Here is a 25,016-nt window from a genome sequence, read left to right as displayed (position 1 = left end):
ATGATCAGATATGCAGTTGTCGGCGCCGGTTGGATCGCACAAGAGGCTTTCCTTCCTGGCATTCACCAGAGCGGAAATTCTCGGGTAACCGTTATCGTGTCGGGTCATCGCGAGAGGGCGGAAGCTCTGGCCGAATTTCACGATATTCCGCATGTGATAAGTTACGACGAATTTGACGCCGCTTTGGCGGAGGATTTGTTCGATGCGGTCTATGTGGCTTTGCCGAATTCGATGCATGCGGACTATACGATCCGCGCGGCAAAAGCCGGAAAACATATTCTGGTTGAAAAGCCGCTGGCCGATAATCTTGCGGATGCCGAGGCCATGGTTTCAGCCGCCAAGGAGGCAGGTGTCTATCTCATGACGGCCTATCGCCTACACAACGAACCGGGAACCATTGCGGCGCTCGATCGCATCCGCAGCGGAACCATCGGCACGCCTTTGATGGCGCAATTGACGTTCTCGAACTCTCCGGGTGAGGGCAACCACCGTTATAGTGCAGAGCATTGGGGCGGGCCGTTGCAGGATGTGGGGGTCTATTGCATCAACGCCGCGCGCCATATCTTTGGGGAAGAACCCATCGAGGCGACAGCGGTGAGCCACAGGCCCAAGGACGATCCCCGGTTCTCCGAGGTCGATGCCAGTATTGCCGCGACCCTGCGGTTTCCATCGGGCGGCATTGCGCAGATCCTGGCCAGCTTTCAGGGGGCCTTGGCCGAAAACTATCGCGTGATCGGCACGTCCGGCGACATCCTCCTCGATCCGGCGTTCCGGTTCGAAGTGCCCCTGCGGATGGTGACGACGAAAAACGAGATGGCGGACATCACGGAATTTCCTCATGTCGATCATTTCGCGGGGATGACCGCGTATTTCTCCGATTGTATTGCGACGGGAACGCCGCCGGAGGCCGATGGGGAAGAAGGACTCGCCGATATGCGTGTACTGTTGGCGATTGAAGAGGCGGCACGCACCGGGTCTGCGGTCCGGATCGACACACCGCCGCGCCCCGCGCATCCGGATCACCACACAGAACGGCGCTGCGCTCTCACGGATCGACGGCTTGTGTTTTGATGCACGCATCAGAAATCCCACAAAGAGCGCGTCTGACAGTCCTGTCGTGGCCTCATGTTTTGGACAGTTCAAGCCGGTAAGAACACCCCGACAAAACGCAACCACCCGCCCTGAAACAGGACGGGTGGTTTTATTATGTTGAAAAACCTAAAGGCTCAGAAATCGACAGTCAGACCGACATTGAACCCACGCTCTTCCACGACCGTTGCCACCGTCGCAGAGCTCACCGCCCCGTTGACATAGCCGCGATAGGAATGAAGCCAGGTTGCAGCCTCTTCGTCGAAAAGGTTCGTGACCGAGCCAAAGAGGCGCACATTGTCTGACACGCGATAGCTTGCACCGACATTGGCGATAGCATAGCCGTCAACCTTATAGGCTTCAGTGTTTTCGTCGTCGGAATAATACCCGTCGACATAGCGCACATCCCCCGAGAGCGTCAGCTTATCCGTGACATCCCATTGCGCCCCAAGGTTCAGGGTATAATTCGGCGCGCGGGCAAATTCGCTGCCGTCAAGATCGGCGGTTGCAGCGTCGAAGGATGTGATTTCGGTGTGCAACAGACCAAGCCCGGCGTTCAAACGCAGCGCGTCGCTCGCGACAAACTCAACACCCAATTCAAGACCGTAAGCCTCCGCGCTGTCCGCATTGGTGGTCGTATAATCGGTTTCGCCATCTTTGGTGAAGGTGATGAACCGCTGCGCATCCTTGTAATCGTCATAGAACAGGTTTGCCGTCACGGCGAGCCGGTTGTCCATCAGGTTGGCACGGGCGAACAGTTCATAATTCCAGACGGTTTCCTCGTCATATTCGAAGTATTGCCCGGTATAGAACCCAAGGCCGACACCGCCCGGATTGTACCCTTTCGACACAAGCGCCCCGACCGTCAGTTCCGGGTTGACCTCATAGCTCAACACAAACCGGGGCAGGATCGCCTCAAAAGTTTCATCATAATCCACAGCATACGACAGATAGTAACCGTCACGCTCGGTATGGTCCTGTTGGAAACGAACACCCCCCGTCACAGAAAGCTGATCGGTAAACCGGTAGGTTGTCTCTGCAAACAGACCAAAGCTCGTTTTGGTGTCGCTATAGACATTGGCGCCGCTGATATAGAGTTCCTCGTCAGAGTCCGTTTTTGCGGCATAGACCCCAACGAAACCACTCCAGACCGAGCTTTCATCACCGAAGGACAGTCGGGTTTCGTTGCTGATGGTCTCGCTGTCAATATAAGCTGTACCGTTGTTGAAGGTTTCCATCAGACGATCACTGCTTGTCTGAGTGTAGGCCAGCTTGTTGGTCAGAACCATACCGTTGGCAAACTCGTAACTGGCATCCGCGATCAGGCTGTCGCTTTCGATCTTCCAGCTCGGGTAACTGTCCGCCGGGTTCTCCAGATCGAAATAAGGCTCGAAAACCTCTTCGATCTGCGGTCGGTTAGAGCTGCTATGCGCATAAGTCAGCTTCGCCTCAAATCCCGCAATTTCAGCAGGCTGCCAAAGCAGCTTTGCACGGACCGTTTTGCTTTCGTAATCCAGATCGGTGACGGACTCTGAAAAATTGGACCCGTTGTAGTCCACGGAATTGTCACGCGACGAATAATCAATGGCAATCCGTGCCGCCAGATCATCAGAGATGGGTGCGGAATAGGCCACAGAGGCGCGTTTCATATTGTTAGAGCCGAATTGCAGCTGCGCACGGCCTTCCTCGTAAAAGGTCGGATCATTGGTATTTACGATAATCGCACCTGCAATCGAGTTGGCCCCTTGCGACGTTGTCTGCGGCCCACGAAAGACTTCGATGCTCTCAACATCCCATGTCGAAGCACCGCCATAGTTCAGGCTGAAGTAATCCTGCGCGGCCCCGTCGGTATTGATCGTCGTGCGCGGCACGGTTCCGCCGAAAAATGCATAGGCCGAGGTGTTCGGCCCCTGCGTATCCTGCCCACGGATCGTCGGGGACTGGCCGCTACCGGTGTTCAGGACGTTCGGAATCTCCGACACGGTTTCCGTAACATCGTTGCTGGCCTTTTCCTGAAGGCTGTCGCCGCTGACCACGACCACGGAGCTTGCCGTGTCTTTCAGATCGCGTTCGACCTTTTCACCCGTCACGATGATCGGCTCGAGCTGGAGAACGTCTGCACTGCTCTGTGCCACTGCACCATGTGCCGACAAGGACGCAGCCAAAGCCATGAGACTCGTTGTTCGGATGAATGTTGATTGAAGTGTTGCCATGATTCCCTCGGGCGTTCGCATTTGCGTGCATGCTGGCTAGGGGAAATGGCTCGCAGATTTTTGTTCCGCATTGCACTACGCGTTCTGCATGTCAACTCATCTATTGCGCATAGGCGCGCAAATTTGTACCCCGTTGCGCAGATGCATGAAAAATGACGACGACAGACAAAACCCGGGAGCACGCAGACCTTGAGTCAGGATTCACCGCCAGCAGAGACGTCCGAGGCCTTGCAGGGCACCCCGACAGAAACGCCAAAGCCACGCGACGGCACGGTGCAATCCGTCTCCATTGCGTCTGATTTCCTGCGCATCCTCTCGGCTGCCGAACAGGCCCTGCCCTTGGGCGAGATCGCCAAACGGGTCGGCACCGGGCGGTCTACTGCGCATCGCTATATGCAATCCCTCGTCAAAGAAGGCCTCGCTCAACAGGACCCCGTCAGCGGTCATTACGACCTCGGTCCCCTGTCCCTGTCCATCGGTGTGGCCGCTTTGCGCCGGGTCGATCCCGTCGAAATCGCCGGGCGCTATATCAAGGAATTGTCGCAAACCCATGCGATCAGTGCAGGGATTGCCATCTGGACCGAACGCGGGCCGACTGTGATCCGCTGGCATAACAGCGCCTATTTCGCGATTTCTGCCATCGGTCTGGGCACCATCCTGCCGATCGACAACACCGCCTGCGGGCTGGTGTGTCAGGCCTATCTGCCCGCACGGTCCATCATCGAAGCGCGTGAACATCAGCCGGAGGATTTCCGTGGCACTCCGCCCACCGCCGCGCTGTTGAATCAGGTTTACAAAGAGAAATGGTGCGAGTTGACAAGCCATCTGCTGCCCAATGTCACGGGTCAGGCCGCACCGATCTTTGATGCTCAGGGCGATCTGGCCTGTATCGTCACCTCCGTGGCAGATCTGGGCAGAATGCAAAGCCCCGAACAGCTATCTGCCTTGAAAGCCGCCGCAGATGCAATCAACCGTGAAACCGGGGGCTTAAGCCTGTAAGGCCCTGCCTGCAGACGGGCGCGGCACGATCATTGGCAGGCCGGTTTCCGGGTCTTCAATAATGCGCGCAGACAAGCCGAACACCTCCGCCACCATCGCTTCGGTCACGATGTCTGCGGGTGCACCCTCGGCCCTCACCTGCCCACCCTTCAGCGCCACCATATGCGTGGCAAAGCGGCAGGCCTGATTGAGATCATGCAGCACCGCCACGATGGTGCGCCCTGCCCCACGCAACTCCTCCAGCAATTCCAAAAGCTCCATCTGATGCGCAATGTCGAGATAGGTCGTCGGCTCGTCCAGCAAAAGGATCGGCGTCTCCTGCGCCAGAGCCATGGCGATCCAGACCCTCTGACGCTGACCGCCCGACAGTTCCGACACCATGCGCTCCGCATGGTCCGTCATCGCCGTCGCCTCCAGCGCGCGGGTGATCGCTGCGCCATCCTCTTTCGACCATTGCCGCAGGAAACTCTGATGCGGAAACCGCCCCCGCGCCACAAGATCGGCAACCGTGATCCCGTCCGGCGCCGTAAGGCTCTGCGGCAAAAGCCCGAGCTTGCGGGCAAACGCGCGCGGCGCATAGCGGTGAATGTCCTGCCCGTCGAGCGTCACCCGCCCCGAAACCGGCGGCAGAAGCCGCGACAAGGCCCGCAAAAGCGTCGATTTCCCGCAAGCATTCGGCCCGACAATCACGGTGAAAGACCCCTCCGGGATCGCCAGAGACAGGTCGCGGGAAATCTCCCGCCCGTCATAAGCCAGCGTGATGTGTTCGGCCCGCAAGGCCCCTGTCTGTCTCATTCCGCGCCTCATTTAACCGAGTCTTTCTGTCGGTATTGCATTGTAGAACGCATTCTGCAATATCAGGCACAATCTTCCCAGAGAGCCATACGCCATCTGCGTCGATCTCAAGCCTGAAAGAGTCTTTCCGCATGAACCGCCGCACTTTGCTCCGTAGCTTTTTCGCTCTCCCGTTGACCATGATCAGCCTGCCCCTTTGGGCACAATCCGACGCGGGTTGGCCACGCGCGCTGGCGCATGACGCCGGCACCTTGACGCTCGACAAAACTCCCCGGCGCGTGATCTCCACCTCGCCCAGCCTCACGGGGCTTTTGCTGGCGATAGACGCACCGCTGATCGCTACCGCGGCCACCACGCCGGGGCCTCTGACGGACGAAGCTGGCTATTTCACTCAATGGGCAGAAATCGCGCATACTCGCGGTGTCGAAAGACTGTATCCCAACCGCGACTTCGACATTGAGGCGCTGATCATGGCCGACCCCGATCTGGTGATCGGTTCTTCGACGGGGGCCGACAGCCTTCTGCCCTATCTCGCAGAGGTCGAGGCACAGGGGCTGCCGACGCTGATCCTCGATTATTCGGCTGTGAGTTGGCAGGACATGACCCGCACTCTGGGACAGGCAACAGGCCACGAAGCGAATGCCGAGACCGCCATTGCGGATTTCGAGACCAAGGTGCAGGCCGCCGCCGACCGGTTAAACCTCAACGGACGTCCCGTCACCATCGTCGGCTATGACATCGCGGGCACCTATTCCATCGGGCGCAGAAAAAGCCCGCAGGCCGAGGTGCTCGAAGCGCTCGGATTTACCATCACCCCCTTGCCCGAAAAGTTCCAAAGCACCGTCACCCGTGTGACCAATATGGATTTCATTTCGCGCGAGACCTTAAGCGCAGCCATCACCGAAGACACCGTCATCTTGCTCAGCGGCGATGACAGCGCTGTCGCGGCCTTCCTGAACGATCCGCTGCTGGCCAATCTGCCCGCCGTGCAAAAACGTCAGGTTTATCCCATGGGCCTCTCGTCCTTTCGCGTGGATTACTATTCCGCGCTAGAGATGATCGAGACTCTGGAAACCAGTCTCTCCGCAGAATGATGCGCCCGGCTGCCCCTCTCGGTCAACGACTGATGCCTCTGGCTCTCACGGCGTTTGTGCTGTGCGCGGCAAGCGCGCTGAGCCTCATGACCGGTGCGCGGGCCATTCCTCTGGCTGAGATTTTACAATCGCTCACGGCTTATGACCCGACGAATGATCTGCATGTGATCATCCATGCCTTGCGCCTGCCACGCACCGCCTTGGCACTCCTCGCCGGGGCTGCTCTCGGGATTTCAGGCGCATTGATGCAGGCGGTGACACGCAATCCTCTGGCCGAACCCGGACTTTTGGGGATCAACGCAGGCGCGGCCGTCGCGGTGCTTGTGGGTGTCAGCTTTTTTGGTCTGACCCGGATTGATCAATATCTCTGGTTCGGCATTTGCGGCGCAGGCTTTGCAGGTGTCGCCGTTTTCCTTTTAGGTCGCGGCCATGACGCGGGCGTGGACCCCGTACGGCTTGTCCTCGCAGGCGCCGGGTTGTCGGTCATGTTGGGGGCTCTGAGCGGCATCATCATCATCAATGCGCCCTCCGGCGTCTATGACGACTTCCGGCAATGGGGCGCGGGGTCCGTCGAGGGGCGTGGTGGGCCGGTTCTGATCGCTCTCACCCTGTCGCTGATCTTGGGCGGCGCGCTTGCCCTCGGGATCGCGCCCGGCCTGAACGCCCTCGCTTTGGGCCGCGATGTCGGACGGGCCTTGGGCGCGCGCCCTGTGCTGATCTGGAGCCTCGCCTGCCTCGCCATCATGATGCTCGCGGGCGGGGCCACAGCCGCCGTCGGTCCCATCGGTTTTATCGGTCTGGTTGCCCCCCACATTGCCCGGCTGTTCTCCGGGCCGGATTATCGCTGGATTCTGCCCTATTCCGCCCTGATCGCTGCGCTTTTGTTGCTATTGGCCGATATTTTGGGACGCATTCTCGTCAGCCCCGCAGAAGTCGCCGCCGGGATCGTGGCCGCCATCCTTGGCGGGCCGTTCTTTGTTCTGAGCGTGCGGCGTTTCAAGATGATGCGCCTGTGATGCGGCCTCCTGTTCTGTCCATCGGTCCCATCACGCTTGCCTTGCATCGCCGGGCATTCATCGTGGCTGTGATGCTTTCGTCCGCCATCTTCTGCCTTGGTACCCTGTTGCTCACCACCGGCAAAATGCCCATCGGCCTCGACGATTTTCTGGCTGTGCTTCAGGGCCGAAGCAACGACAGCCCCGCCGCCAAAATACTCTGGCGCATCCGCCTTCCGCGGGTGCTGACCGCCTGCCTCGTCGGCTTTGGCCTTGGCCTTGCAGGCGCGGCCTTTCAGACCGTCTCGCGCAATCCCCTAGGCTCTCCCGATGTGATCGGATTTACCACCGGAGCCGCAACAGGCGCCATCGTACAGATCGTCATGATCGACTCCGACCCGCTCCGCATTGCCGCCATGTCGATGCTCTCGAGCCTCGTGACCGCCTTTGTCGTGTTGATGCTGGCGCGCAAGTCCGGGCGGTCCGAAGGCTATCGGCTTGTGCTGGTGGGGATCGGCGTTGGCGCAACGCTTTCCGGCGTCAACACGGTGTTTCTGGTGATGGGAGACCTCGATCAATCCATCGCCGCCCAGCTTTGGCTCGCGGGATCTCTGAACACGCGCACATGGGCGCATGTTTGGCCTGCCGCATTGGGGCTGATGCTTCTGGCCCCGATTGTTCTGGCGCTCTCTCGCAGGCTCGCGCTCTTTGAAATGGGCGACGACGCGGCTGCCGCGCTTGGCGTGCCGGTCGAACGCACGCGTATCATCGCGGTTCTCGCCGCCGTCGGCATGACCGCGATTGCAACCGCCGCCGCCGGTCCGATCAGCTTCATCGCCTTGGCGGCGCCGCAACTTGCGCGACGTTTGAGCGGCATTGCCTACATCCCCTTTTTCGCCGCCGGTCTCATGGGGGCCGCGCTGTTGCTGGCCGCCGATCTGCTGAGCCAGCGCATGCCAACCGGATTGAACCTGCCCGTCGGGCAGATGACCGGGCTTTTGGGCGGCGGCTATCTTTTGTGGGTGCTGACACGGCGCTGACGATCAGGAGACAAGACGATGACCCGGAAACCTCTGCATATTGGCATGACGCTTGCCCCCACATGGCTGGCTGGCGAGGCCTGGCGGCGGCCCGACAGCGATATCGAGGGTCTGCTGGGCCATGACTATTACATCGACATCGCCCGGCGCGCCGAGGCCGCTAAGCTCGATTTCGTGTTTCGCCCCGACAGCCTTGCCCTCAACCGCGCGCTCTTGGGGCGCGGCACGGGCATGGCGGGGCTGGACCCGACGCTTTTACTCTCGGCCATTGCCCATGCCACCGACCGGATCGGGTTGTTGACCACAGTGTCCACCACCTTTTATCCGCCTTATATTCTGGCCCGCATGATCATGTCTTTGCACTGGCTCTCCAAGGGCCGCGCGGGGTGGAATATTGTCACGGCTCTCGACGGGCAAAAGAACTTTTCGCTCGACGTCATGCCCTCGCCCGAGGATCGCTATGCCCGCGCCGCCGAGGTGACGGACATCGTGCTGAGGCTGTGGAACAGCTTCCCGCGCGAGGCGTGGCTTGGGGATCGCGGCACTGGCGTGATGGTCGATGCGGATCTGGTGCAACAGATCGACTACGAGGGGCAGTTTCACCGTATCGAAGGGCCTTTGAGCATCCCCAATATGGGCGGCGGCGGCCACCGCATTCCACTGGTACAGGCGGGGGCCTCGGACGCGGGCCGCAATTTTGCCGCGCGTGTGGCCGATGCCACCTTTGCCTCGACCCCCGACATGGAGGCGGCCATCGAGCTGCGCCAAGACCTGCGCCGCCGCGCCAAGGCCCATGGCCGCGATGAGGGTGCCGTGCGGCTTATGCCCGGACTGAGCCTCTATCTAGCCGACACCGAAGCTCAGGCCCGCGATCTCTACCGTGCCACGCACGCATTGGCTGATGAGGCGCGCAAATTTGCCAATATTCTTGAGATGACCGGGCTGGACCTGCGCGACTGGCCGAAAGACCGACCCATTCGGGCCAATGATCTGCCTCCGCCGCCCGCCAAGGTCCGGTCGCGCACCCATGCGGGCCTGTTGCGCCGCGCCGTGGAGCGCCATGAGCCGACCGTGACGGAGCTGTTGCAAATGCCCGAAGTCATGGGATCGGCCCATTGGCAGGTGATCGGGACTGTCGCTCAGGCGGTGGATGAAATCCGCAAGTGGCAGGACGCAGGCGCGCTCGACGGGTTCATCCTCTTCCCCGGAGGCTCGGTCGAATGTATGCACCTCTGCCTTGAGGGCCTCTGCCCCGCTCTTAGGGATGCGGACCTGTTGCGCCGCGATTATCACGGCACAACATTCGCCAGCCATTTTGAAGCAGGCGAGGTGTTTTAAGCCTCAGCCATCTCTTTGACCGCCGTCCAATAGGTCGCAGCGAGACTCTCAGACTTATCCAACCCGCGCTCCAAAAGGGCTGTGCGGGCGGCAAGGGCTTCGACCTTCTCAGCTGCAAAGAAGACATAGCGATCCGTGTCGGGAATGGGCAATTTATCAAGTGCCTGAAGGGGGCTTTCCCCATCGGACCGCAGGGCCCAGCGTACGGAAACACCCGCCGGACGCGCCAACTCCTGAATGTCGCCACGTTCCGGCACGAACAAAACCGCCTCGCCGCGCGTGTCCTCAGGCAGAAGTTCGAGAAAGCGTTTGATCACCGGCACCGCTGTTTCATCGCCGACAAAGCCCTGCCATCCGGCGTGATTCACCTTGCCGCTGCCGCCCGGTCCCATGATCACCATCTCGGTGCCGGGGCGCACCTGATCGCACCACTCCGTCACCGTACCGCCCTCATGACGGAACACGTCGAACTCGATCCGTGCAGCCTCGCCGTCAATGTCGATGTTACGCGTGGTGTAGACCGGCTTGTGCCAGACCGCTGTACCGCCTGGCCATTGCGTCACGCCGTGTTCGTCAACAAAGGGCCATTTCGCGCCTTCTGGCCCAAACAACAGCCGGAAGTGAAACCCACCCGTTCCAAATCGCGCAAGTTGATCGCCGGACATGGTAACCCGCATATAGGAGGGCGAGAGGCGTTCGACTGCCTCAATCGTCACCAAGGTCTGGTTCGCCGGGCGCGCGGCGGGTTTGACCCCTTGCCAATCCGGGGTGACACCGTAGTCTTTGAGTTGTTCGCTCAAAACATCGCGCATCATCTGAAGATTGCCGTCTGTATTGGCTTCGAGCAAAAGCTTTGTCCCCTCGCCTTCGGCACTCAGGAAAATCCGTGCGACCTCAAGCGTGATTTCAAGCGTTTTGTCGCCTTCGGAAACCGGGCATTCGAAGAGAGCGGCGGTTTTGCGAAACCCGGCAAAGGCATGAGCCGGGGCAAGCGGAAGAAAGGCGGTGGTCGTGGTCATGAAAGGCCCTCGTTTCTTTGATCTGTTGCATGATCCGAAGAAAAGGGCGCGACCGTGTCTTGAATATTGCTCAAGATGCCATGCCGCCCCAGCGGGATCATCATCGGTTCTCCGCTGACAGGATCGGTGACGATCTGGCTGGCCAACCCGAATATATCGCGCAACATCGCGGATGTCAGAACTTCTTTCGCGGTGCCGTGGCAATAAATTTGCCCGTCAGAAATGGCCACGATCCGATCCGCATAGCGGGCCGCCAGATTGAGGTCGTGAAGCACCATGACGATCATCGTGCCGCGCCTCTTGTTGAGGTCCGTCAAAAGATCAAGCACTTCGATCTGATGGTTGATGTCGAGGAAGGTTGTCGGTTCATCGAGCAGCAACACATCCGTGCGCTGCGCCAGAGCCATGGCGATCCAGACCCTTTGGCGCTGCCCGCCAGACAGCGCCTCGACCGGACGCTCAGACAGAGCGGCTGTGCCCGTGGCCTCCAGAGCTTCTGCGACGGCCGCGTCATCCTCTGCGGTCCAACGGGCGAAAAGCCCGTGATGCGGGTGACGGCCCCGGCTCACGAGATCAAGCACCGTGATCCCTTCGGGCGCGATGGGGGATTGCGGCAAAAGCCCGAGACGCTGCGCCAGTTTGCGCGGTGCTGTGCGATGGACGGGCCTGCCATCCAAAAGAACCTCCCCGCGTTCAGGAGTCAAAAGCCGCGACATGGCACGCAAGAGTGTCGACTTGCCACAGGCATTCGCCCCGATGATCGCGGTGATCTGTCCAGGAGCAAGATTGAGATCAATGCCATTGAGTACGGGGCGATCTCCGTAGCCCACACGCAGGTCGCGAATCTCGAAAGAAGTGATGGCGTTCATGAGGCCCTCCCGCGGTTGTCGCGCATGATGAGGTAGATGAGATACGGCGCGCCCAAAACGCCGGTGACGATGCCCACCGGGTAGCGCGCAGGCAAAAGGAACTGTCCGGCATAATCGGCTATGATCACCAGAAGCGCGCCGGTGAGTGCGGCAGGGATGAGACCGGAGCCGCTCCCGGCACCGAAACGCTGCATGAGCCGTGCAGAGATCGGACCGGAGAGAAAGGCGACAAAGGCGATCGGCCCTGTGAGCGCGGTTGCACTGGCAACCAGACCGACGGCGGTGAGAATGGTGAGCACGCGCGTCGCGGAAAGCCGCACGCCCAGCCCCGCCGCCAGATCGTCGCCCAGCCGCAGCGCCTCAAGATCGCGCGCACGGCTCATAAGCATCGCGCCAAAGAGGAGCAAGCTCAGGCACAATGTAAGCGCTTCCGGCAAGGTCGCCCTGTTGAGGCTGCCGGTCATCCAGCGCAACGCCTCTTGCAGGGTCCAACTGGGCGCTTGGGTCAGCAGATAGGCGGTGGCGCTTTGGAACATCGCCGACAGGCCAATGCCCACAAGGATCAACCGCGTACCGGAGACACCCTGTCGCCAAGACAAAAGATAGATCAAAAGCGCCACGCCAAGACCACCGAGGATCGCCGCAATGGAAACCGCGACCCCATTCAGCGAAAATACCACGATGGCCAAGACGGCGGCAGTGCTGGCCCCGCTGCTGATGCCAATGATGTCGGGGCTGGCCAAAGGATTGCGCAGCATGGTCTGAAACGCCGCCCCGCCGATACCGAAACACGCCCCCGCGACACAGGCCAGAACGGCGCGCGGCAGACGCAAATCCATCACCGTGAAACTGACGCCGGGGATCGCCGCACCCGAGAGCACCCGCAACAGCGTGCCGGGCGGGGTGAAGCTCTGGCCGAGCATCAATGTCAGCGCGACCATCGCGATCAAACCGAAGCTCAGGGCACACAACACGCCCCGCCGCCGGACCGTTTGACGCCGTCTCTGACGGGACATATTCGCGACCACACTCATAGCGCCGCCACCCTGCGACGCCGCACGATCCAGATGAACACCGGCGCGCCGAGAAAGGCGGTGACAATCCCGACCTCAAGCTCTGCAGGCCGCGCGATGAGCCGCCCCAAAACATCTGCAACCGTCAAAAGCACCGCGCCTGTGAGCGCCGAAAGCGGCAAAACGAGGCGATAGTCCACACCAACCAGCAGGCGACACAGATGCGGCACGACCAGCCCGACAAAGCCGATGGGACCGCAGACCGCGGTGGTCGCACCACAGAGCAGCACCGCGCCGCCCGCCGCCATGATCCGCGCAACGATGACGTTTTCTCCCAGACCCGCCGCTGTATCATCGCCCAGAGCCAGCATGTTGAGCTTGCGAGCCGACAGGAGCGTGATCGCGCCCCCTGCCGCGAGAAACGGCAGCACCGGCAGGATCTGATCATAGGTCGCGCCACCGACACCGCCCACGAGCCAGCTTTGCACCAGCCCCGCGATGTCGCCACGTGGCAGGACGACGGCGGTGGTGAACGACCCAAGCGCCGCAGTGCTGGCCGCGCCCGCCAATGCGAGTTTCAAAGGGGTGGCGCCGCCCGGCCCGACACTGGCGATGGCGTAAACGAAAACGGCGGTCAGCGTGGCGCCCAGAATGGCACTCCAGATATAGACATGCGCGCTCTCGATGCCGAACCACGCCAGCCCGGTCACCACCGCGAGAGCCGCACCCGCATTGACGCCAAGAAGGCCCGGATCGGCCAGAGGATTGCGCGTTACCCCCTGCATCGCCGCCCCCGACAGCCCCAAGGCAGCACCGGCCAGAAGAGCAAGGATCGTGCGCGGGATGCGACTTGCGACAGCGGCCTCGGCCATCGTTTCGGTCTGACCTTTGAGGGCGGTTAAAATGTCAGAAAACGCCACATCGCGCGCGCCAAAGGTGACGGAGAGGCCTGAAACCACGACCAGCGCGGCCAGCACACAGAGCAAGACCGTTATTCTGGAGCGCACGGAAAAGGTCATTCGCTCGCTTCATCAGACTTTCGCGCCGCCTCGGACAAGAGAGCGGCATAGTCGTCCAGGCCCCAGGAGATCGACAGGGGCGTCGGGTTCGCGGCGGTGCCAAGGGGTGAATTGTCCAGCATCACCAAGCTGTCGCGCGAAACAGCCGGCAAGCGACGGGTCAGAAGATGCCCCGCCAAACGATCCAGCAAGGGCCGCCCGCCGTAGGTCACAAGGATGTCCACATCCGCCAGATCGTCGATCCGCTCGGAGCTGATCTTGGCGGAGAATTTCCCGTCCTCTGAAGCTTTGGAGACCACCGAAGGAGAGATCAGCCCGAGATCGTGAAAGAAACGCACACGCGGATCATTGTCGGTATAAAACGAGATCTGGCTCAGGTTTGTCGGATCAAGATGGGTGACGAACATGGCGGATTTTCCGGCCAAATCGGGGTAGTTTTGCGCGGTTTTGGCGATCTTTTCCTCAAGCGCACGGATCAGCGCCTCGCCCTCTTCCGCCATGCCCAGCCCCGCACTGTTGAGCCGGATCATGTCGCGCCAGTCGGTGGACCACGGGGCCTCCGGATAGGCCACCACGGGGGCGATTTTGCTCAAGCGGTCGTAGTCGCTTTGCGTCAGTCCGGAATAAGCGGCAAGGATCACGTCAGGGGCGCTGGCAGCGACCGCTTCGAAATCGATGCCGTCTCCTTCGTCGAACAAGGGCGGCGTCTCGGCGCCAAGTTCCGTGAGCCGCGCGGCAACCCAAGGCAGCACCCCGTCTCCATCGTCATCGCCGAAATTCGCGGCAGCAAACCCCACAGGCACCACGCCCAAGGCCAATGGCACCTCGTGATTGGCCCAGGCGACCGTTGCGACCCGTTGAGGTTTGGCCGCGATCACAGTGTCCCCGAAGGCGTGAGAAATATGGATCGGATACTCGTCAGCCAAGGCCGCAGATCCGAGCAATAACACCCCGGAGATCCACAGCCTTCCGAGCCATGACAGACCTGAATTCATGCGCATAAACGACGGGAGAAGAGCTGACAAAATGCGGTTCATGAGGGTGAACATGACGGTGAACATAGGGCTATTTCTCCTGAACAGGACAGCGCCTCGCCTAGCGGCTGCACTGCGCGCCGGTCAAGACCACCCCCGGCAATCCCCCCGCCTGTTTCTCATTCAAGTCAGCTTTTCCACCATTTTCCGACAAAAACAATAGGATTATTCAAGACCTCTCCAGACCCGCTTGCTAAATCGCTCAGGTCGCGCAGCCATCCATAGACCGGACCAGCTTCATGCGCTGGCCATAAGAGACTTTTACAAGGACAGTTTCATGACTGCTCATACCCGCCGCACCGGTGCCCGACCAAAGACCCGCCACCTGTTGATGTGCTGCACGACGCTTGTCGCCCTGCCCATTGGCGCATACGCGCAAGATGAAAGCGATGGGGACGGAGAAATCTACCGCCTCGCCCCGATCCTCATCGACATCACTGCCGATGCCGATGACGACGCAAATTCCGTGGTGGCGCAGGAAATTTCCGTCGGCGGCAAGGTCGCGACAAGTATCCTCGACACGCCCGCCTCGATCTCCGTTGTGACCGCACAAGAGATGCAACAGCGTCAGGTCGCGACCACAGAAGAGGTGCTGCAATACACCCCCGGCATCCTGACCGACTACTACGGCTCGGACGATCGCAACGACTATTTCCAGATCCGCGGTTTCGACGCCACGACCTATCGCGACGGCATGACGCTTGGCTCCATGCGCGGAGTGCGCGAAGAACCCTATGCCTATGAGCGTGTCGAAGTGCTGCGCGGGTCGAACTCAACGCTCTTTGGCACTGCCGATCCGGGCGGCTCGGTGAATTTCGTGTCGAAAAAGCCGACCTTTGACACATTCGCCGACAGCTATCTCACCTATGGCAGCCATGATCACAAAGAAATCGGCGTCGATGTCGGCGACGTTTTGAACGCCGAGGGCACGCTGGCCTATCGCTTTACCGGCAAGGTCAAGGAGAGCGCGCTCGACTATGACTATTCGCAGGATGACGAGACCTTCCTGATGGGCGGACTGAGTTGGCAGCCTTCGGACTATACCGAATTGAGCCTGATCGTGGACTATCTGAAACGCGAGGGCACACCCAACAGCGGCGGCTATCCCCTCGATCAAGACTATGATCGCAGCGACTTCTTCGGCGAGCCGGATTTCAATTATCACGATGTGGAACGGACCTCGATCACCGGCCTTCTGACCCATGATTTCGGAGGAGGTCTGAGCCTCAACGCCAATCTGCGCTATAGCGATCTGAACGACGATTTCGGCTATATCTACCTCTACGATTACGCTGGACGGACCGGCACCGAGTTGTCTCGCTACTATTTCGGCACAGATCAAACGGCCGAGGAATTGATCGGGAATGCGATCCTGAAATATGAAACGCAATTCGGCACTATCGACAGCAGCACGGTCGCTGGCGTCGAATATCGCGATGCCTCGACCACCTCCACGGGCATTTACGGGCTGACCTCCAGCATCGACATCGACGCCCCCGTCTATTCCGGCGCTCCGAGCGACCCCTATGTCTATAGCGATGGGGAAAGCGACTATACCACGAAGTCGATCTTCCTGACCCAGAACCTGTCGTTCGACGATCGGATCATCGCCACCTTCGGCATGCGCCACGACTGGCTCGACCTGTCGGAAAACGGCACAAGCTGGGGCGTGGCTTATGATAACAGCGACGACTTCTCGGAAACCTCCTATCGCGGCGCTCTGACCTACAAGGTCACGGATGAAATCTCGACCTATGCGAGCTATGTGCAATCCGTTGCGCCCCCGAGCATCGGCGTCGAACCGGAGCGTGGCGAGCAATATGAGATTGGGGTGAAATATGCGCCCGTCGGGATGAACGCACTGTTCTCCGCCGCGATCTATGATCTGACCCGCGAAAACGTCACCATCGCTGTGGTGCAGGGCGACGGCTCGATCGAACGCCAAACCATCGGCGAAAGTCGCGTCCGGGGCCTTGACCTTGAAGCCAAGGCCGAGCTGAGCGAACAACTGAGCCTGATCGCCTCTTACTCCTATCTCAAATCCAAAGTCGTTGAAGATGATGACGAAAACATCATCGGCAATGAATTTGCCTCGACCCCGAACCATATCGCCTCGATCTGGGGCACCTATACGGTTCCGGGGGATGGCGCGCGCGGCGACATGACCTTTGGCCTCGGCGCACGCTATGTCGGGTCTTATTATTTCAATGCGGCCAACTCCGCCGAAAGCGATGCCGCAACACTGTTCGATGCCTCTTTCGGCTATGAAATTGCGGAGAACACCGATCTGGAATTGCATGTCAGCAACCTGTTCGACGAACAACATGTGGTCGGCACAGGCACGGCAAATTACTACAATCCCGGTCGTGACATCAGCCTGACCCTGCGCAAAAGCTGGTAACGACCGCACCGCCTTGTCGCACACGTCTATCAGACGAAAGGCCTCTCCATTGGAGGGGCCTTTTCATATTTCTTTTGGTCAACTCAACCGTTGCTCGCGCCGCCATGCCGCGGGCGTCGTCCCCTCATATTGGCGGAACACACGTGTCAGATGCGCCTGATCGGCAAAGCCGAACCGATCTGCCACGGCGGCAATGCTCAAATCGGCGCGCAGCAACAGCTCTTTCACCAACGCAATCCTCTGTTCCTGCTGCCATTGCAGCGGCGTCTTGCCCGTTGTTTTCTTGAATGCCTGCGTAAACCAGCTTTCCGACAGGCCCACCGCCTCGGCCAGAGAGGCCGTGCTAAGCCGTCCACCACCGCTTTCGGCCACCAGCGCTCTGAGCCGCCGCATCTGCATGGGCGTCAGACCACCTGACACCAATTCGATCAGATCCGCCTCTTCCGACAGGTCTAAAAGCCCGCTGATCAAGCTCATGGCAAGGCTTTCGGCAAACAGCGGATGACGGCTCGGCGCAGCCAGTTCACGCGCCAAAGTGTGACCAATTACGATCAGAGGCGCCACGTCCTGCCGTTCCACCGGCCGACGAATCGCGGTTTTTGCTCCGGCCTCTCCCAGCACCGGCCCAAGCCGCGTCTCAAGCCAACGGCGGTTGAAATGCAGATCGAGGTGGGAAAACTTGTGATTGTCGGAAAACCGCGTCCACATCGGGCGGCCCGGCGGGACATATTGCGCCTGCAACATCGGACGCCCCCGGGTCGTGACGGCATCCGAGTCTTCGGCCATTCGAACACGATCCGAAACATCATCGAAAAACAACATGATGCGTGGATCAGGCGAAATGTAATACCCGCTTGCCCCCTTCGTGGCACGCGCATGCCAATAGACCGCGCACATTTCATCGAAAGAGCGCCATTGCACCGGCGCGATGGCCTGAATGCCCTCCGTCTCGCAGATCATCGAATGAAGAAAGCCCACGCCTCTGCCCTCTGCTGGTTATACTGTTTGCTTTTTGGGTGGGTATCTTGACCGAGCGCTCTGGCGCCGCCATGCCTGAGGAAAGTCTACGACAAATCTCAGCCGCCGGAAAGACCGACAAAGCTGCGCCGCCATGACGTGGCGACAAACGCGGGCCTTACTCACCTCCCTTCTCCGGTCACTGGCAGATCGGGCACTGATGATGCTCCCGGTCTTGTCACATTAAACGTGGCGCAGGCTACGGGATCGGGCGATCTTACTTTCGGGTGACGCGGGCGATCTGCGCCGTTCCGAAATCGTCAGCCTGGATGTGCATAGAGGCGACACGGTGGACGGGCGCGAATTTCAGGGATTTGAACACCTCTTCGAGTGACGTCTCGACCCGGTCGCCGATGGCAAGGAGAACCCCTCGAAACTCGCAATGTCCATGTCGCGGTCTGCACCTGAGCATCCGCGCCCAACTCGCCCTCGTAATGGCGAAACGCACCCCTGCCCGCCAACGTCCCAGGCGAAAGCCCCCGTGCGCGCAAAGGCATTAAGCAGGTTGCCGGTGCTCTGATCGGTGGGCGTGTACGCTTGCGGCGACGGAATGTTCCGCGCCTAGCCTCAGTTCTGCCAATGCCTGCCCCATAACACCCTCCGATCTCAACAGAGGCCCAAGTGAGGCGTCTCTGTGCGGGACAGGAGGCAGAGCAGGCTTCAGATCAGGATCGGCACGAAGGCGATCATGAGATACACAAACAACAGCATCCCAAGATAGGGCAGAACCGCGCGCGCGATACGTTCGATCGGCAGGCGCGCTGTTGTAGAGGCGACAAAGAGGTTGATCGCAACCGGCGGCGTGACCATGCCGATGGCCAGCCCGACCACGATGATGATGCCGAAATGCACGGTGCCCAGACCGAGCTGCGCCGCGAGAGGCAGGAGCATCGGGGTCAGGATGATCAGGGCAGAGGCCGTTTCAAGGAAGACGCCCGCCACGAGGATCACCGCCATCACCAGAAGCAGCAGCACATAGGTATTGGAGGACAAGGACAGTGCCGCAGTGGCGATCTGGTTCGGCACCTGCCAGCTTGAGAGCGTCCAGCTCAGGATCGAGGAGGCCGCAATCACGAACATGATGACGGAGGTGGTGACGCCTGCACGGATGATGATGCGATAAAGCTGTTTCAGGGTCAGGTCGCGGTAGATGAAAAGCGACACGAGGATGGCGTAATCCACCGCGATCACGGCGGCTTCGGACGGGGTGAAAATGCCCGAAAATATCCCACCGAGAATGATCAGCGGCGCCATCAGCCCCCAGCTGGCCGAAACAAAGGTGCGGCCAATGGTTTTCAGGTTGAACGCGGTCCCGCGCGGATAGGCGCGGCGGTGGCCTTGAATGAGCGCAATAAAGATCAGCCCCACCCCCATGGCAATGCCGGGGATAAAGCCGTTCAGAAACAACTCGCGCACGGATTCCTGTGCGATCACAGCATAGATGATCATCGGCACGGAAGGTGGGATCACCACGCCGATGGTGCCCGACGCGGCAATGAGCGAGGCGGCCGACGCCGGATCGTAGCCTTTACGTTTCAGCTCCGGCACGAGGCTGGCGCCCACGGCGGCGGTTGTCGCCGCACCGGAACCCGAGATTGCGGCAAAGAACATGCCTGCGAGCACGGAGACGATAGAGAGCCCGCCTTTGATAAAGCCGAACATACTGTCGGCAAAGGCCACGAGGCGTTTGGAAATTTCGCCCTGCGCCATGACATCGCCCGCCAGAACGAACATCGGCACGGCAACAAGCGCGAAAGAATTGATGCCGGAGAACATCTGTTGCGGCACGACCATCAAAGGCACGCCCGACAGGTTGAGTGCGCTCATGGTCGCCGCGCCGATCACGATGGCGACCGGAATGCCCAGGAGCAGGAAAAGAACGAAAAGGCCGGCAAGCACGAGGCTCATTGTACTGTCTCCTGCGCCGTATTCTGATCGACATCACTGTCGATCTCACTATGGGCCTCTCGCATCGGCTCTCCGGCCAAAAGCCGGATCAGGTCGATCACCGACAGCCCGGCCATGAGGAGCGCTGCAAAGGGCATGACGGCATAGACATAGGTCATGCTGAGCCGCAATGAGGGCGATTTTTGAAAGCTTTGCATGTTCATATATTGCCAACCGATTTTGGCCAGCGTCAGAAGGAACACGATCGCGACCAGAACCGCCACGCCGGAGACGATCCGGCGCAACGCGGGCGGCAGGGTGTCACGCAGCAGCGTAACCGCGATATGCCGCCCTTGCTGATAGGCCAGCGCAGCCCCCAGAAAAGTGATCCAGATCAGAAGAAATCTTGCGACCTCTTCCGTCCAGCTCACCGAGGTGAAGAACACCCGCGACACGATCTGAAGCGTGATCACCGCTGTCAGACCTGCCATCCCCGCGAAAATCACGGGTTTGAGGAGTGTCCCCACCATTCTGTCCAGCCACGCCAGCCCTTTGAGCATCTTACTTCAGCGCCTCTTGGATGCGCGGCAGATAGTCGCCGAACTTCTCGCCGTATTTGTCATAGACCGGCTGCACAGCGGCGGAGAAGGCGGAGAGGTCCGCATTTTCGACCACATTCATGCCTGCCTCTTTGAGCGCCGCAAGTTGTTCGCCTTCAAGCTCAGCATTGAGGGCGCGTTCGTATTCGGCGGCGTCTTGCGCTGCCTGGGAAATGATGCCCTGTGCCTCCTCGGAAAGCTGGGTCCATTTCGGCATGCCCATCACAAAGATCGCGGGCGCGTAGGTGTGGCGCGTCATGGTCATGTTGGTCTGGGTTTCGTTCAGCTTGAAGGAATAAACCACACCGACCGGGTTTTCCTGGCCGTCGATGGTGCCTTGCTGCATGCCGGTCAGGGCTTCGGTCCAGGCCATCGGAATCGCGTCGGCCCCCAGTTCGCGGAAGGTGTCGATATAGACCGGGTTTTCCATCACGCGAATGCGCAGCCCGTCGAGATCGGCAGGCGTTTCCACCGCACGTTTCGAGTTCGTCAGGTTGCGGAACCCGCGTTCGGCATAGGCGAGACCTTTGAGGTTCACCTCTTCGAGGCGGCCCAAAAGTTCCTGACCGATCTCACCGTCAAGGACGCTGTAGGCGGCTTCGGGGGAGGGGAAGAGGAACGGCAGTTCGAACACGGCCATGTCTTCGAGGAAATTGGACACCGGGCCGTTGGTGATCACGCCCATATCGACGGTGCCGATCTGCATACCTTCGAGCAGGGTGCGCTCATCGCCCAGCGTGGCGTTCGGGAAAATCTCAACGGTGATCGCACCGTCGGAACGCTCCGCCACCAAATCGCGGAATTTCTCAGCCGCGGCATGAAACCCGTCCTGCTCGTTCACGACATGCGCGAGACGCAGGGTGACCGGATCGATTTCCGCCACTGCGGGGAACGCAGAAAAGCCTGCTACAGCCAAGGCTGCCGCTTTCAAAAAGAATGTCATAGATGTCCTCCCAGACAGTTAGAAAAAGAGCGCGCGCCGACGCCCGTTGCAAGACCCACTCCGACGCGCCCGTCTGGCGTCACATGATGCGTTTCGAAAAACCTCGTGAAGACCTGAGGAAAAGCATTTTAGCTGCGAAAAACTGCGTCGGATTGCAGATTTATTGCGCATATGGCGGAAAAAGGCATCAAGATGCAAGCCAACATCGCGCTTGCCGGAGCTCTTCACATCCCTTGTGCCTTTTCAAACAAATCTCTGCCACGGGAGACTCAGGCAAAGGTGCAGCCCAGTCGCTGAGAGAGACGCTGGTGAAATCCGGTCTTGTGGTCTGCGTCATTCTTTTTTGCCGTAGTCCCGGCGGGCCCAATCCGCCACAAAAGGCAAAGCGTCCCGATCAGGACGGATCGAATAAGATGTTGCGCGAGTCCAGAAACACAACGCCCGGGTGCCGGGCTGCACAAGATAGAAAGAACCTCTTCCCCCCGGCGCAACAAAAACCCGGCCCTGAACAAGACTTCTCTCTTACCGCCCGCAGCACCCCTGATGTCCTTTCAGAACGCCAGCATAAATGCTTACAAAATTGGCCGTCGCGCCATCATGCGTTTCACATAGCGCCCGACACCGCATTCTTCCGTCATGCCGATGCCACCGTGCAACTGGATCGCCTCTTCCCCGAGACGCTGCCCAAGATCGCGTGCGCGAGTCCAGGCCGCCGTCGCCAATCGCATCGCATCAGACCGGTCGCCCGTCGCGGCCATGGCCGCCGCAAGGACAAGCGCCTCCGTCTCGTCGCAGGCGATGGACATATCGACGAGACGATGTTGCAGCGCCTGAAACCCGCTCAAGGGCCGCCCGAACTGATGCCGTGTCCGGCAATAGTCGAGCGTCATGGCAAAGGCTTTCTCCATGGCCCCCAAACGATCCGCCGCCGTGACCACATGGGCTGCGGTGCGCAGCCGGTCCGTGAGGTCTTTGGGCAAAGCCTGTCCCGGCACGTCAGGCAACGGGATCGACACCGTCTTTTCGCCGTCGACCGAAATCGTCTCGGCGCCTGTCAGATCGGGCTGTTCCAGCCAGATCAGCCGGGTCCCCCCATCTGTCAGCACCAGCGCCAGATCCACGGCCCCCGGCAGAGAGACGCAGTTTCGCGCATCGGCGGCCACGACCACAGGTTTCAACGTCCCGGCCAGAAAACCGTCGAGTGCCTGTGCGGCGCGCGGATCGTCTGGCGAAAGACCTGCCAGCAACACAGCGGGAAGAACCGCGTCCCGTGCCCAATCCAGCGGCGACACAAGCCCACCGAGGCTGCGCGCCACAAGAACCGGCCCATTGAGCCCAAGACCGAAGCCCCCCAGCTCTTCGGACACAGAAGCGATATGCCAGCCCATATCGAGACATTGCTGCCAATGCGTGCCGGTCTCAGAGGCGGCGTTCAGGGCAAAACGGTCCAGCGTGTCGGACAGCATGCGTTCGGTGTCATTCAGTTCAAAATCCATCATCCTATCCCTTCAAATCCCCAACACGACCTTGGCCATCACATTGCGCTGAATCTCGTTCGATCCACCCCAGATGGTCAGCTTGCGCAGGTTGAGCCAGTTGCTCTCGGCGTTCTGCAAAACCTCCGGTTTCTCGCCCCCCCAATCGCGCGCCATATCGAGGCGAAGTTTGGAAATCGCCTGAGTGATCTCCGTGCCGCGAATTTTCAGCGCCGATGTGCGTGGCCCCGGATTGCCCCCGGCATTCATCGCCGACAGCAAACGCAACTCGAGATATTCGAGCGCCAGAAGTTCCGTGTCGAGGGCCTCGATCCGCGCTGAGAACGCCCCCTGATCCAGCGCCTGAAGCGCCGTCAGGTCCCGCCGCGACCGTGCCGCGCCCGACATGATGAAACGTTCGTGTTCAAGAAGCACCTTGGCATAGGTCCACCCCTGCCCTTCGCCGCCGATACGGTTCTCGACAGGCACCCGCACATTGTCCAAAAACACCTCGTTGATTTCGGTGTCGCCATCGAGGGTGCGGATCGGGCGCACCGTGATGCCGGGGGTTTTCATGTCGATCAAGAGAAAGCTGATGCCCGCCTGCGGCTTGACCGTCAGGTCGGTTTTCACCAGACAAAACATCCAGTCCGCCCATTGCGCCCAGGTCGTCCAAGTCTTCTGACCGTTGACGACATAGCTGTCGCCGTCCAGCACCGCCGTGGTGCGCAGGCTGGCCAGATCGGAGCCCGCGCCCGGTTCGGAATAGCCCTGACACCACCAGGTCCGGTTTTCGCGGATCGGCGGCAGGAACCGCTGTTTCTGCTCATCCGAGCCATAGGTGTAGAGGATCGGGCCGACCATCGTGATGCCGAATTGCACCGGCGGCGGCGCATAGAGCGCCCCGTAGGCCTGTTCGAACAGATAGCGCTGGGTCGGGGTCAGCCCGGGGCCGCCATGTTCGGCGGGCCAACCGGCCGCCAGCCAGTTCTCTGCCGCCAACACGTCCTGCCAGCGCAGCATCTCCTCTTTCGAGGGCGGCAGATTGCTGCGAATGGCGGCCGCGATATCTTCGGGCAGAGCGCTGGACAGCCTGTCTTGTACGCGCGCGAAAAAAGCCCGGTCCTCGGGGGAAAAGTCGAGATTCATGGAAGTCTCCTGATAGGGTATTCAGATGTCCAGAGCGGCCCGGAGCGCCTCATCCGCCCCAAGACGCGGTGCCGCATTTTGCCCCCCGCGAGGACAGCCGACGAATTGCACCGGTTGCTCCGGCAAATCGAGCGGGCCTGCCGCCGTCTCGACCTGACGCGAGAGCAGATCGCGCGCCGCAACCTGCGGGCTGGCGGCGGCCTCCGCCATGTTCCAGATCGGCGCGGCGGGAATGCCCTTGGCTTCGAACAGCGCGATCACCTCTGCCACCGGCTTGTCGGCGCTCCAGCCCTCGATGATCGCGCGCAAATCGCCCTCATGTGCGCGGCGTTTCTGGTCGTCGGCAAATCGCGGATCGGAGGGCAGATCGGGCAGCCCCATCGCCTCGGACAGCCGCGCGAAGAGCGGCGCATTGGCGACGGCCAGCACGAAATGCCCGTCCTGCGCCTGAAACGCACCGAAGGGGGCCGACAAGGGATGCGTCGATCCGGTGCGCTCGGGCGCTGTGCCGGTGGTCTGGAATTGCGCCAGAGCGGTCGGCAAAAGCGAAAACAGACAGTCGAACATCGCGACGTCGATCTGCCCGCCCTGCCCCGTGCGCTCGCGCCGGAACAGCGCCGCGCAGATCGCCCAAGCGGCATAGATGCCGGGCACCGTGTCGCCAATCGAGTCGCCTGCCAAAACCGGCGGACGCCCCGGCTCGCCGGTCAGGCTCATGAACCCGCTCATTGCCTGCGCCACCACATCGTAGGCCGGGCGTTTGGTCAAGGGACCCTCCTGCCCGAAGCCGGAAATCGCGCAATGGATCAAATCCGGGCGCACCCTGCGCAATGTGTCGTAATCCACGCCCAGACGTGCCGCGACACCGGGACGGAAATTTTCGACCACCACATCGCAGGATGCCACGAGGTCAAGAATGACCTCTTTGGCCTCCGGGGATTTCAGATCGAGGCAGAGGCTTTTCTTGTTGCGGTTGATCAGTTCGAAACTGACGGATTGCCCATGCCGCACCGCCCCCATATGGCGTT

The 25,016-nt window shown here is 60.5% G+C and carries 21 protein-coding genes; 7 read left to right on the top strand and 14 right to left on the bottom strand.

Going from position 1 to position 25,016, the window contains the following annotated elements; all coding sequences use genetic code 11:
• A complete protein-coding gene (locus tag V1471_RS18905; protein WP_434291013.1) occupies positions 1-1,071 on the top strand; it encodes a Gfo/Idh/MocA family protein in 1,071 nt (356 codons plus the stop codon).
• A 155-nt stretch (positions 1,072-1,226) separates the two neighbouring features.
• Here the strand turns inward: V1471_RS18905 and V1471_RS18900 are convergent, their stop codons facing one another.
• Positions 1,227-3,260 (bottom strand): TonB-dependent receptor, encoded by a 2,034-nt coding sequence (locus V1471_RS18900; RefSeq protein ID WP_434291012.1) that lies wholly within the window; start codon positions 3,258-3,260, stop codon positions 1,227-1,229.
• 231 nt (positions 3,261-3,491) lie between these two features.
• On the opposite strand from V1471_RS18900, the gene V1471_RS18895 reads away from it, so the two are divergent.
• Positions 3,492-4,301, top strand: coding sequence for an IclR family transcriptional regulator (locus V1471_RS18895; RefSeq protein ID WP_434291011.1), 810 nt, complete (start codon positions 3,492-3,494; stop codon positions 4,299-4,301).
• Here V1471_RS18895 and V1471_RS18890 read toward each other — a convergent pair.
• A complete protein-coding gene (locus tag V1471_RS18890) occupies positions 4,290-5,096 on the bottom strand; it encodes an ABC transporter ATP-binding protein (protein ID WP_434291010.1) in 807 nt (268 codons plus the stop codon). The two genes, V1471_RS18895 and V1471_RS18890, sit on opposite strands and share 12 nt — an antisense overlap.
• Positions 5,097-5,227: 131 nt before the next feature.
• On the opposite strand from V1471_RS18890, the gene fepB reads away from it, so the two are divergent.
• From fepB to V1471_RS18870, 4 genes are read left to right on the top strand one after another with little or no spacing between them, the layout of a single operon-like run.
• A complete protein-coding gene (fepB, locus tag V1471_RS18885) occupies positions 5,228-6,190 on the top strand; it encodes a Fe2+-enterobactin ABC transporter substrate-binding protein (protein ID WP_434291008.1) in 963 nt (320 codons plus the stop codon).
• Between the two features lie 32 nt (positions 6,191-6,222).
• Positions 6,223-7,206: a FecCD family ABC transporter permease gene (locus V1471_RS18880; RefSeq protein ID WP_434291007.1), complete on the top strand. Its 984-nt coding sequence runs from the start codon at positions 6,223-6,225 to the stop codon at positions 7,204-7,206.
• Complete coding sequence (locus V1471_RS18875; RefSeq protein WP_434291005.1) at positions 7,206-8,225, top strand: FecCD family ABC transporter permease; 1,020 nt, start codon at positions 7,206-7,208, stop codon at positions 8,223-8,225. The genes V1471_RS18880 and V1471_RS18875 overlap by 1 nt, the downstream gene beginning before the upstream one ends.
• An 18-nt stretch (positions 8,226-8,243) precedes the next feature.
• A complete protein-coding gene (locus V1471_RS18870; RefSeq protein WP_434291004.1) occupies positions 8,244-9,563 on the top strand; it encodes an NtaA/DmoA family FMN-dependent monooxygenase in 1,320 nt (439 codons plus the stop codon).
• Here V1471_RS18870 and V1471_RS18865 read toward each other — a convergent pair.
• From V1471_RS18865 to V1471_RS18845, 5 genes are read right to left on the bottom strand one after another with little or no spacing between them, the layout of a single operon-like run.
• On the bottom strand, positions 9,560-10,582 hold the full coding sequence (locus V1471_RS18865) for a siderophore-interacting protein (protein ID WP_434291003.1): 1,023 nt from the start codon (positions 10,580-10,582) through the stop codon (positions 9,560-9,562). The genes V1471_RS18870 and V1471_RS18865 overlap by 4 nt on opposite strands.
• Complete coding sequence (locus V1471_RS18860; protein ID WP_434291001.1) at positions 10,579-11,451, bottom strand: ABC transporter ATP-binding protein; 873 nt, start codon at positions 11,449-11,451, stop codon at positions 10,579-10,581. Before V1471_RS18860 ends, V1471_RS18865 begins: the two co-directional genes overlap by 4 nt.
• A complete protein-coding gene (locus V1471_RS18855) occupies positions 11,448-12,485 on the bottom strand; it encodes a FecCD family ABC transporter permease (RefSeq protein WP_434290999.1) in 1,038 nt (345 codons plus the stop codon). The genes V1471_RS18860 and V1471_RS18855 overlap by 4 nt, the downstream gene beginning before the upstream one ends.
• Complete coding sequence (locus tag V1471_RS18850; protein WP_434290997.1) at positions 12,482-13,483, bottom strand: FecCD family ABC transporter permease; 1,002 nt, start codon at positions 13,481-13,483, stop codon at positions 12,482-12,484. Before V1471_RS18850 ends, V1471_RS18855 begins: the two co-directional genes overlap by 4 nt.
• Entirely contained in the window at positions 13,480-14,478 is a 999-nt protein-coding gene (locus V1471_RS18845) for an iron-siderophore ABC transporter substrate-binding protein (protein ID WP_434291303.1), read from the bottom strand. The genes V1471_RS18850 and V1471_RS18845 overlap by 4 nt, the downstream gene beginning before the upstream one ends.
• Positions 14,479-14,794: 316 nt before the next feature.
• Here V1471_RS18845 and V1471_RS18840 point away from each other — a divergent pair, with 316 nt between their 5' ends.
• Positions 14,795-16,918 (top strand): TonB-dependent siderophore receptor, encoded by a 2,124-nt coding sequence (locus V1471_RS18840; protein WP_434290996.1) that lies wholly within the window; start codon positions 14,795-14,797, stop codon positions 16,916-16,918.
• Between the two features lie 78 nt (positions 16,919-16,996).
• On the opposite strand, the gene V1471_RS18835 is transcribed toward V1471_RS18840, so the two are convergent.
• The 7 genes from V1471_RS18835 to V1471_RS18805 all read right to left on the bottom strand — a co-directional run.
• The gene (locus tag V1471_RS18835) at positions 16,997-17,896 is read right to left on the bottom strand and encodes a helix-turn-helix domain-containing protein (RefSeq protein ID WP_434290994.1); all 900 of its coding nucleotides are present in this window, start codon (positions 17,894-17,896) and stop codon (positions 16,997-16,999) included.
• A 699-nt stretch (positions 17,897-18,595) separates the two neighbouring features.
• A complete protein-coding gene (locus tag V1471_RS18830; protein WP_434290992.1) occupies positions 18,596-19,843 on the bottom strand; it encodes a TRAP transporter large permease in 1,248 nt (415 codons plus the stop codon).
• Positions 19,840-20,352: a TRAP transporter small permease gene (locus V1471_RS18825; RefSeq protein WP_434290991.1), complete on the bottom strand. Its 513-nt coding sequence runs from the start codon at positions 20,350-20,352 to the stop codon at positions 19,840-19,842. The genes V1471_RS18830 and V1471_RS18825 overlap by 4 nt, the downstream gene beginning before the upstream one ends.
• A gap of 31 nt (positions 20,353-20,383) precedes the next feature.
• Positions 20,384-21,364, bottom strand: coding sequence for a TRAP transporter substrate-binding protein (locus tag V1471_RS18820; protein WP_434290989.1), 981 nt, complete (start codon positions 21,362-21,364; stop codon positions 20,384-20,386).
• Between the two features lie 572 nt (positions 21,365-21,936).
• Positions 21,937-22,860 carry an acyl-CoA dehydrogenase family protein gene (locus tag V1471_RS18815; RefSeq protein WP_434290988.1) on the bottom strand — a complete coding sequence of 308 codons (924 nt, stop codon included), beginning with the start codon at positions 22,858-22,860 and terminating at the stop codon, positions 21,937-21,939.
• 12 nt (positions 22,861-22,872) lie between these two features.
• The gene (locus tag V1471_RS18810; protein ID WP_434290987.1) at positions 22,873-23,988 is read right to left on the bottom strand and encodes an acyl-CoA dehydrogenase family protein; all 1,116 of its coding nucleotides are present in this window, start codon (positions 23,986-23,988) and stop codon (positions 22,873-22,875) included.
• A gap of 21 nt (positions 23,989-24,009) precedes the next feature.
• Positions 24,010-25,016: CaiB/BaiF CoA transferase family protein (locus V1471_RS18805; RefSeq protein WP_434290985.1), on the bottom strand; the 1,007-nt coding region annotated here is incomplete at its 5' end.

Origin of the sequence: Celeribacter sp. SCSIO 80788 (assembly GCF_051054295.1) — a bacterium.
Classification (GTDB): Bacteria; Pseudomonadota; Alphaproteobacteria; order Rhodobacterales; family Rhodobacteraceae; genus Celeribacter.
The sequence above is the reverse complement of the archived record's forward strand: the minus strand, read 5'-3'. Positions and strand labels throughout refer to the sequence as shown.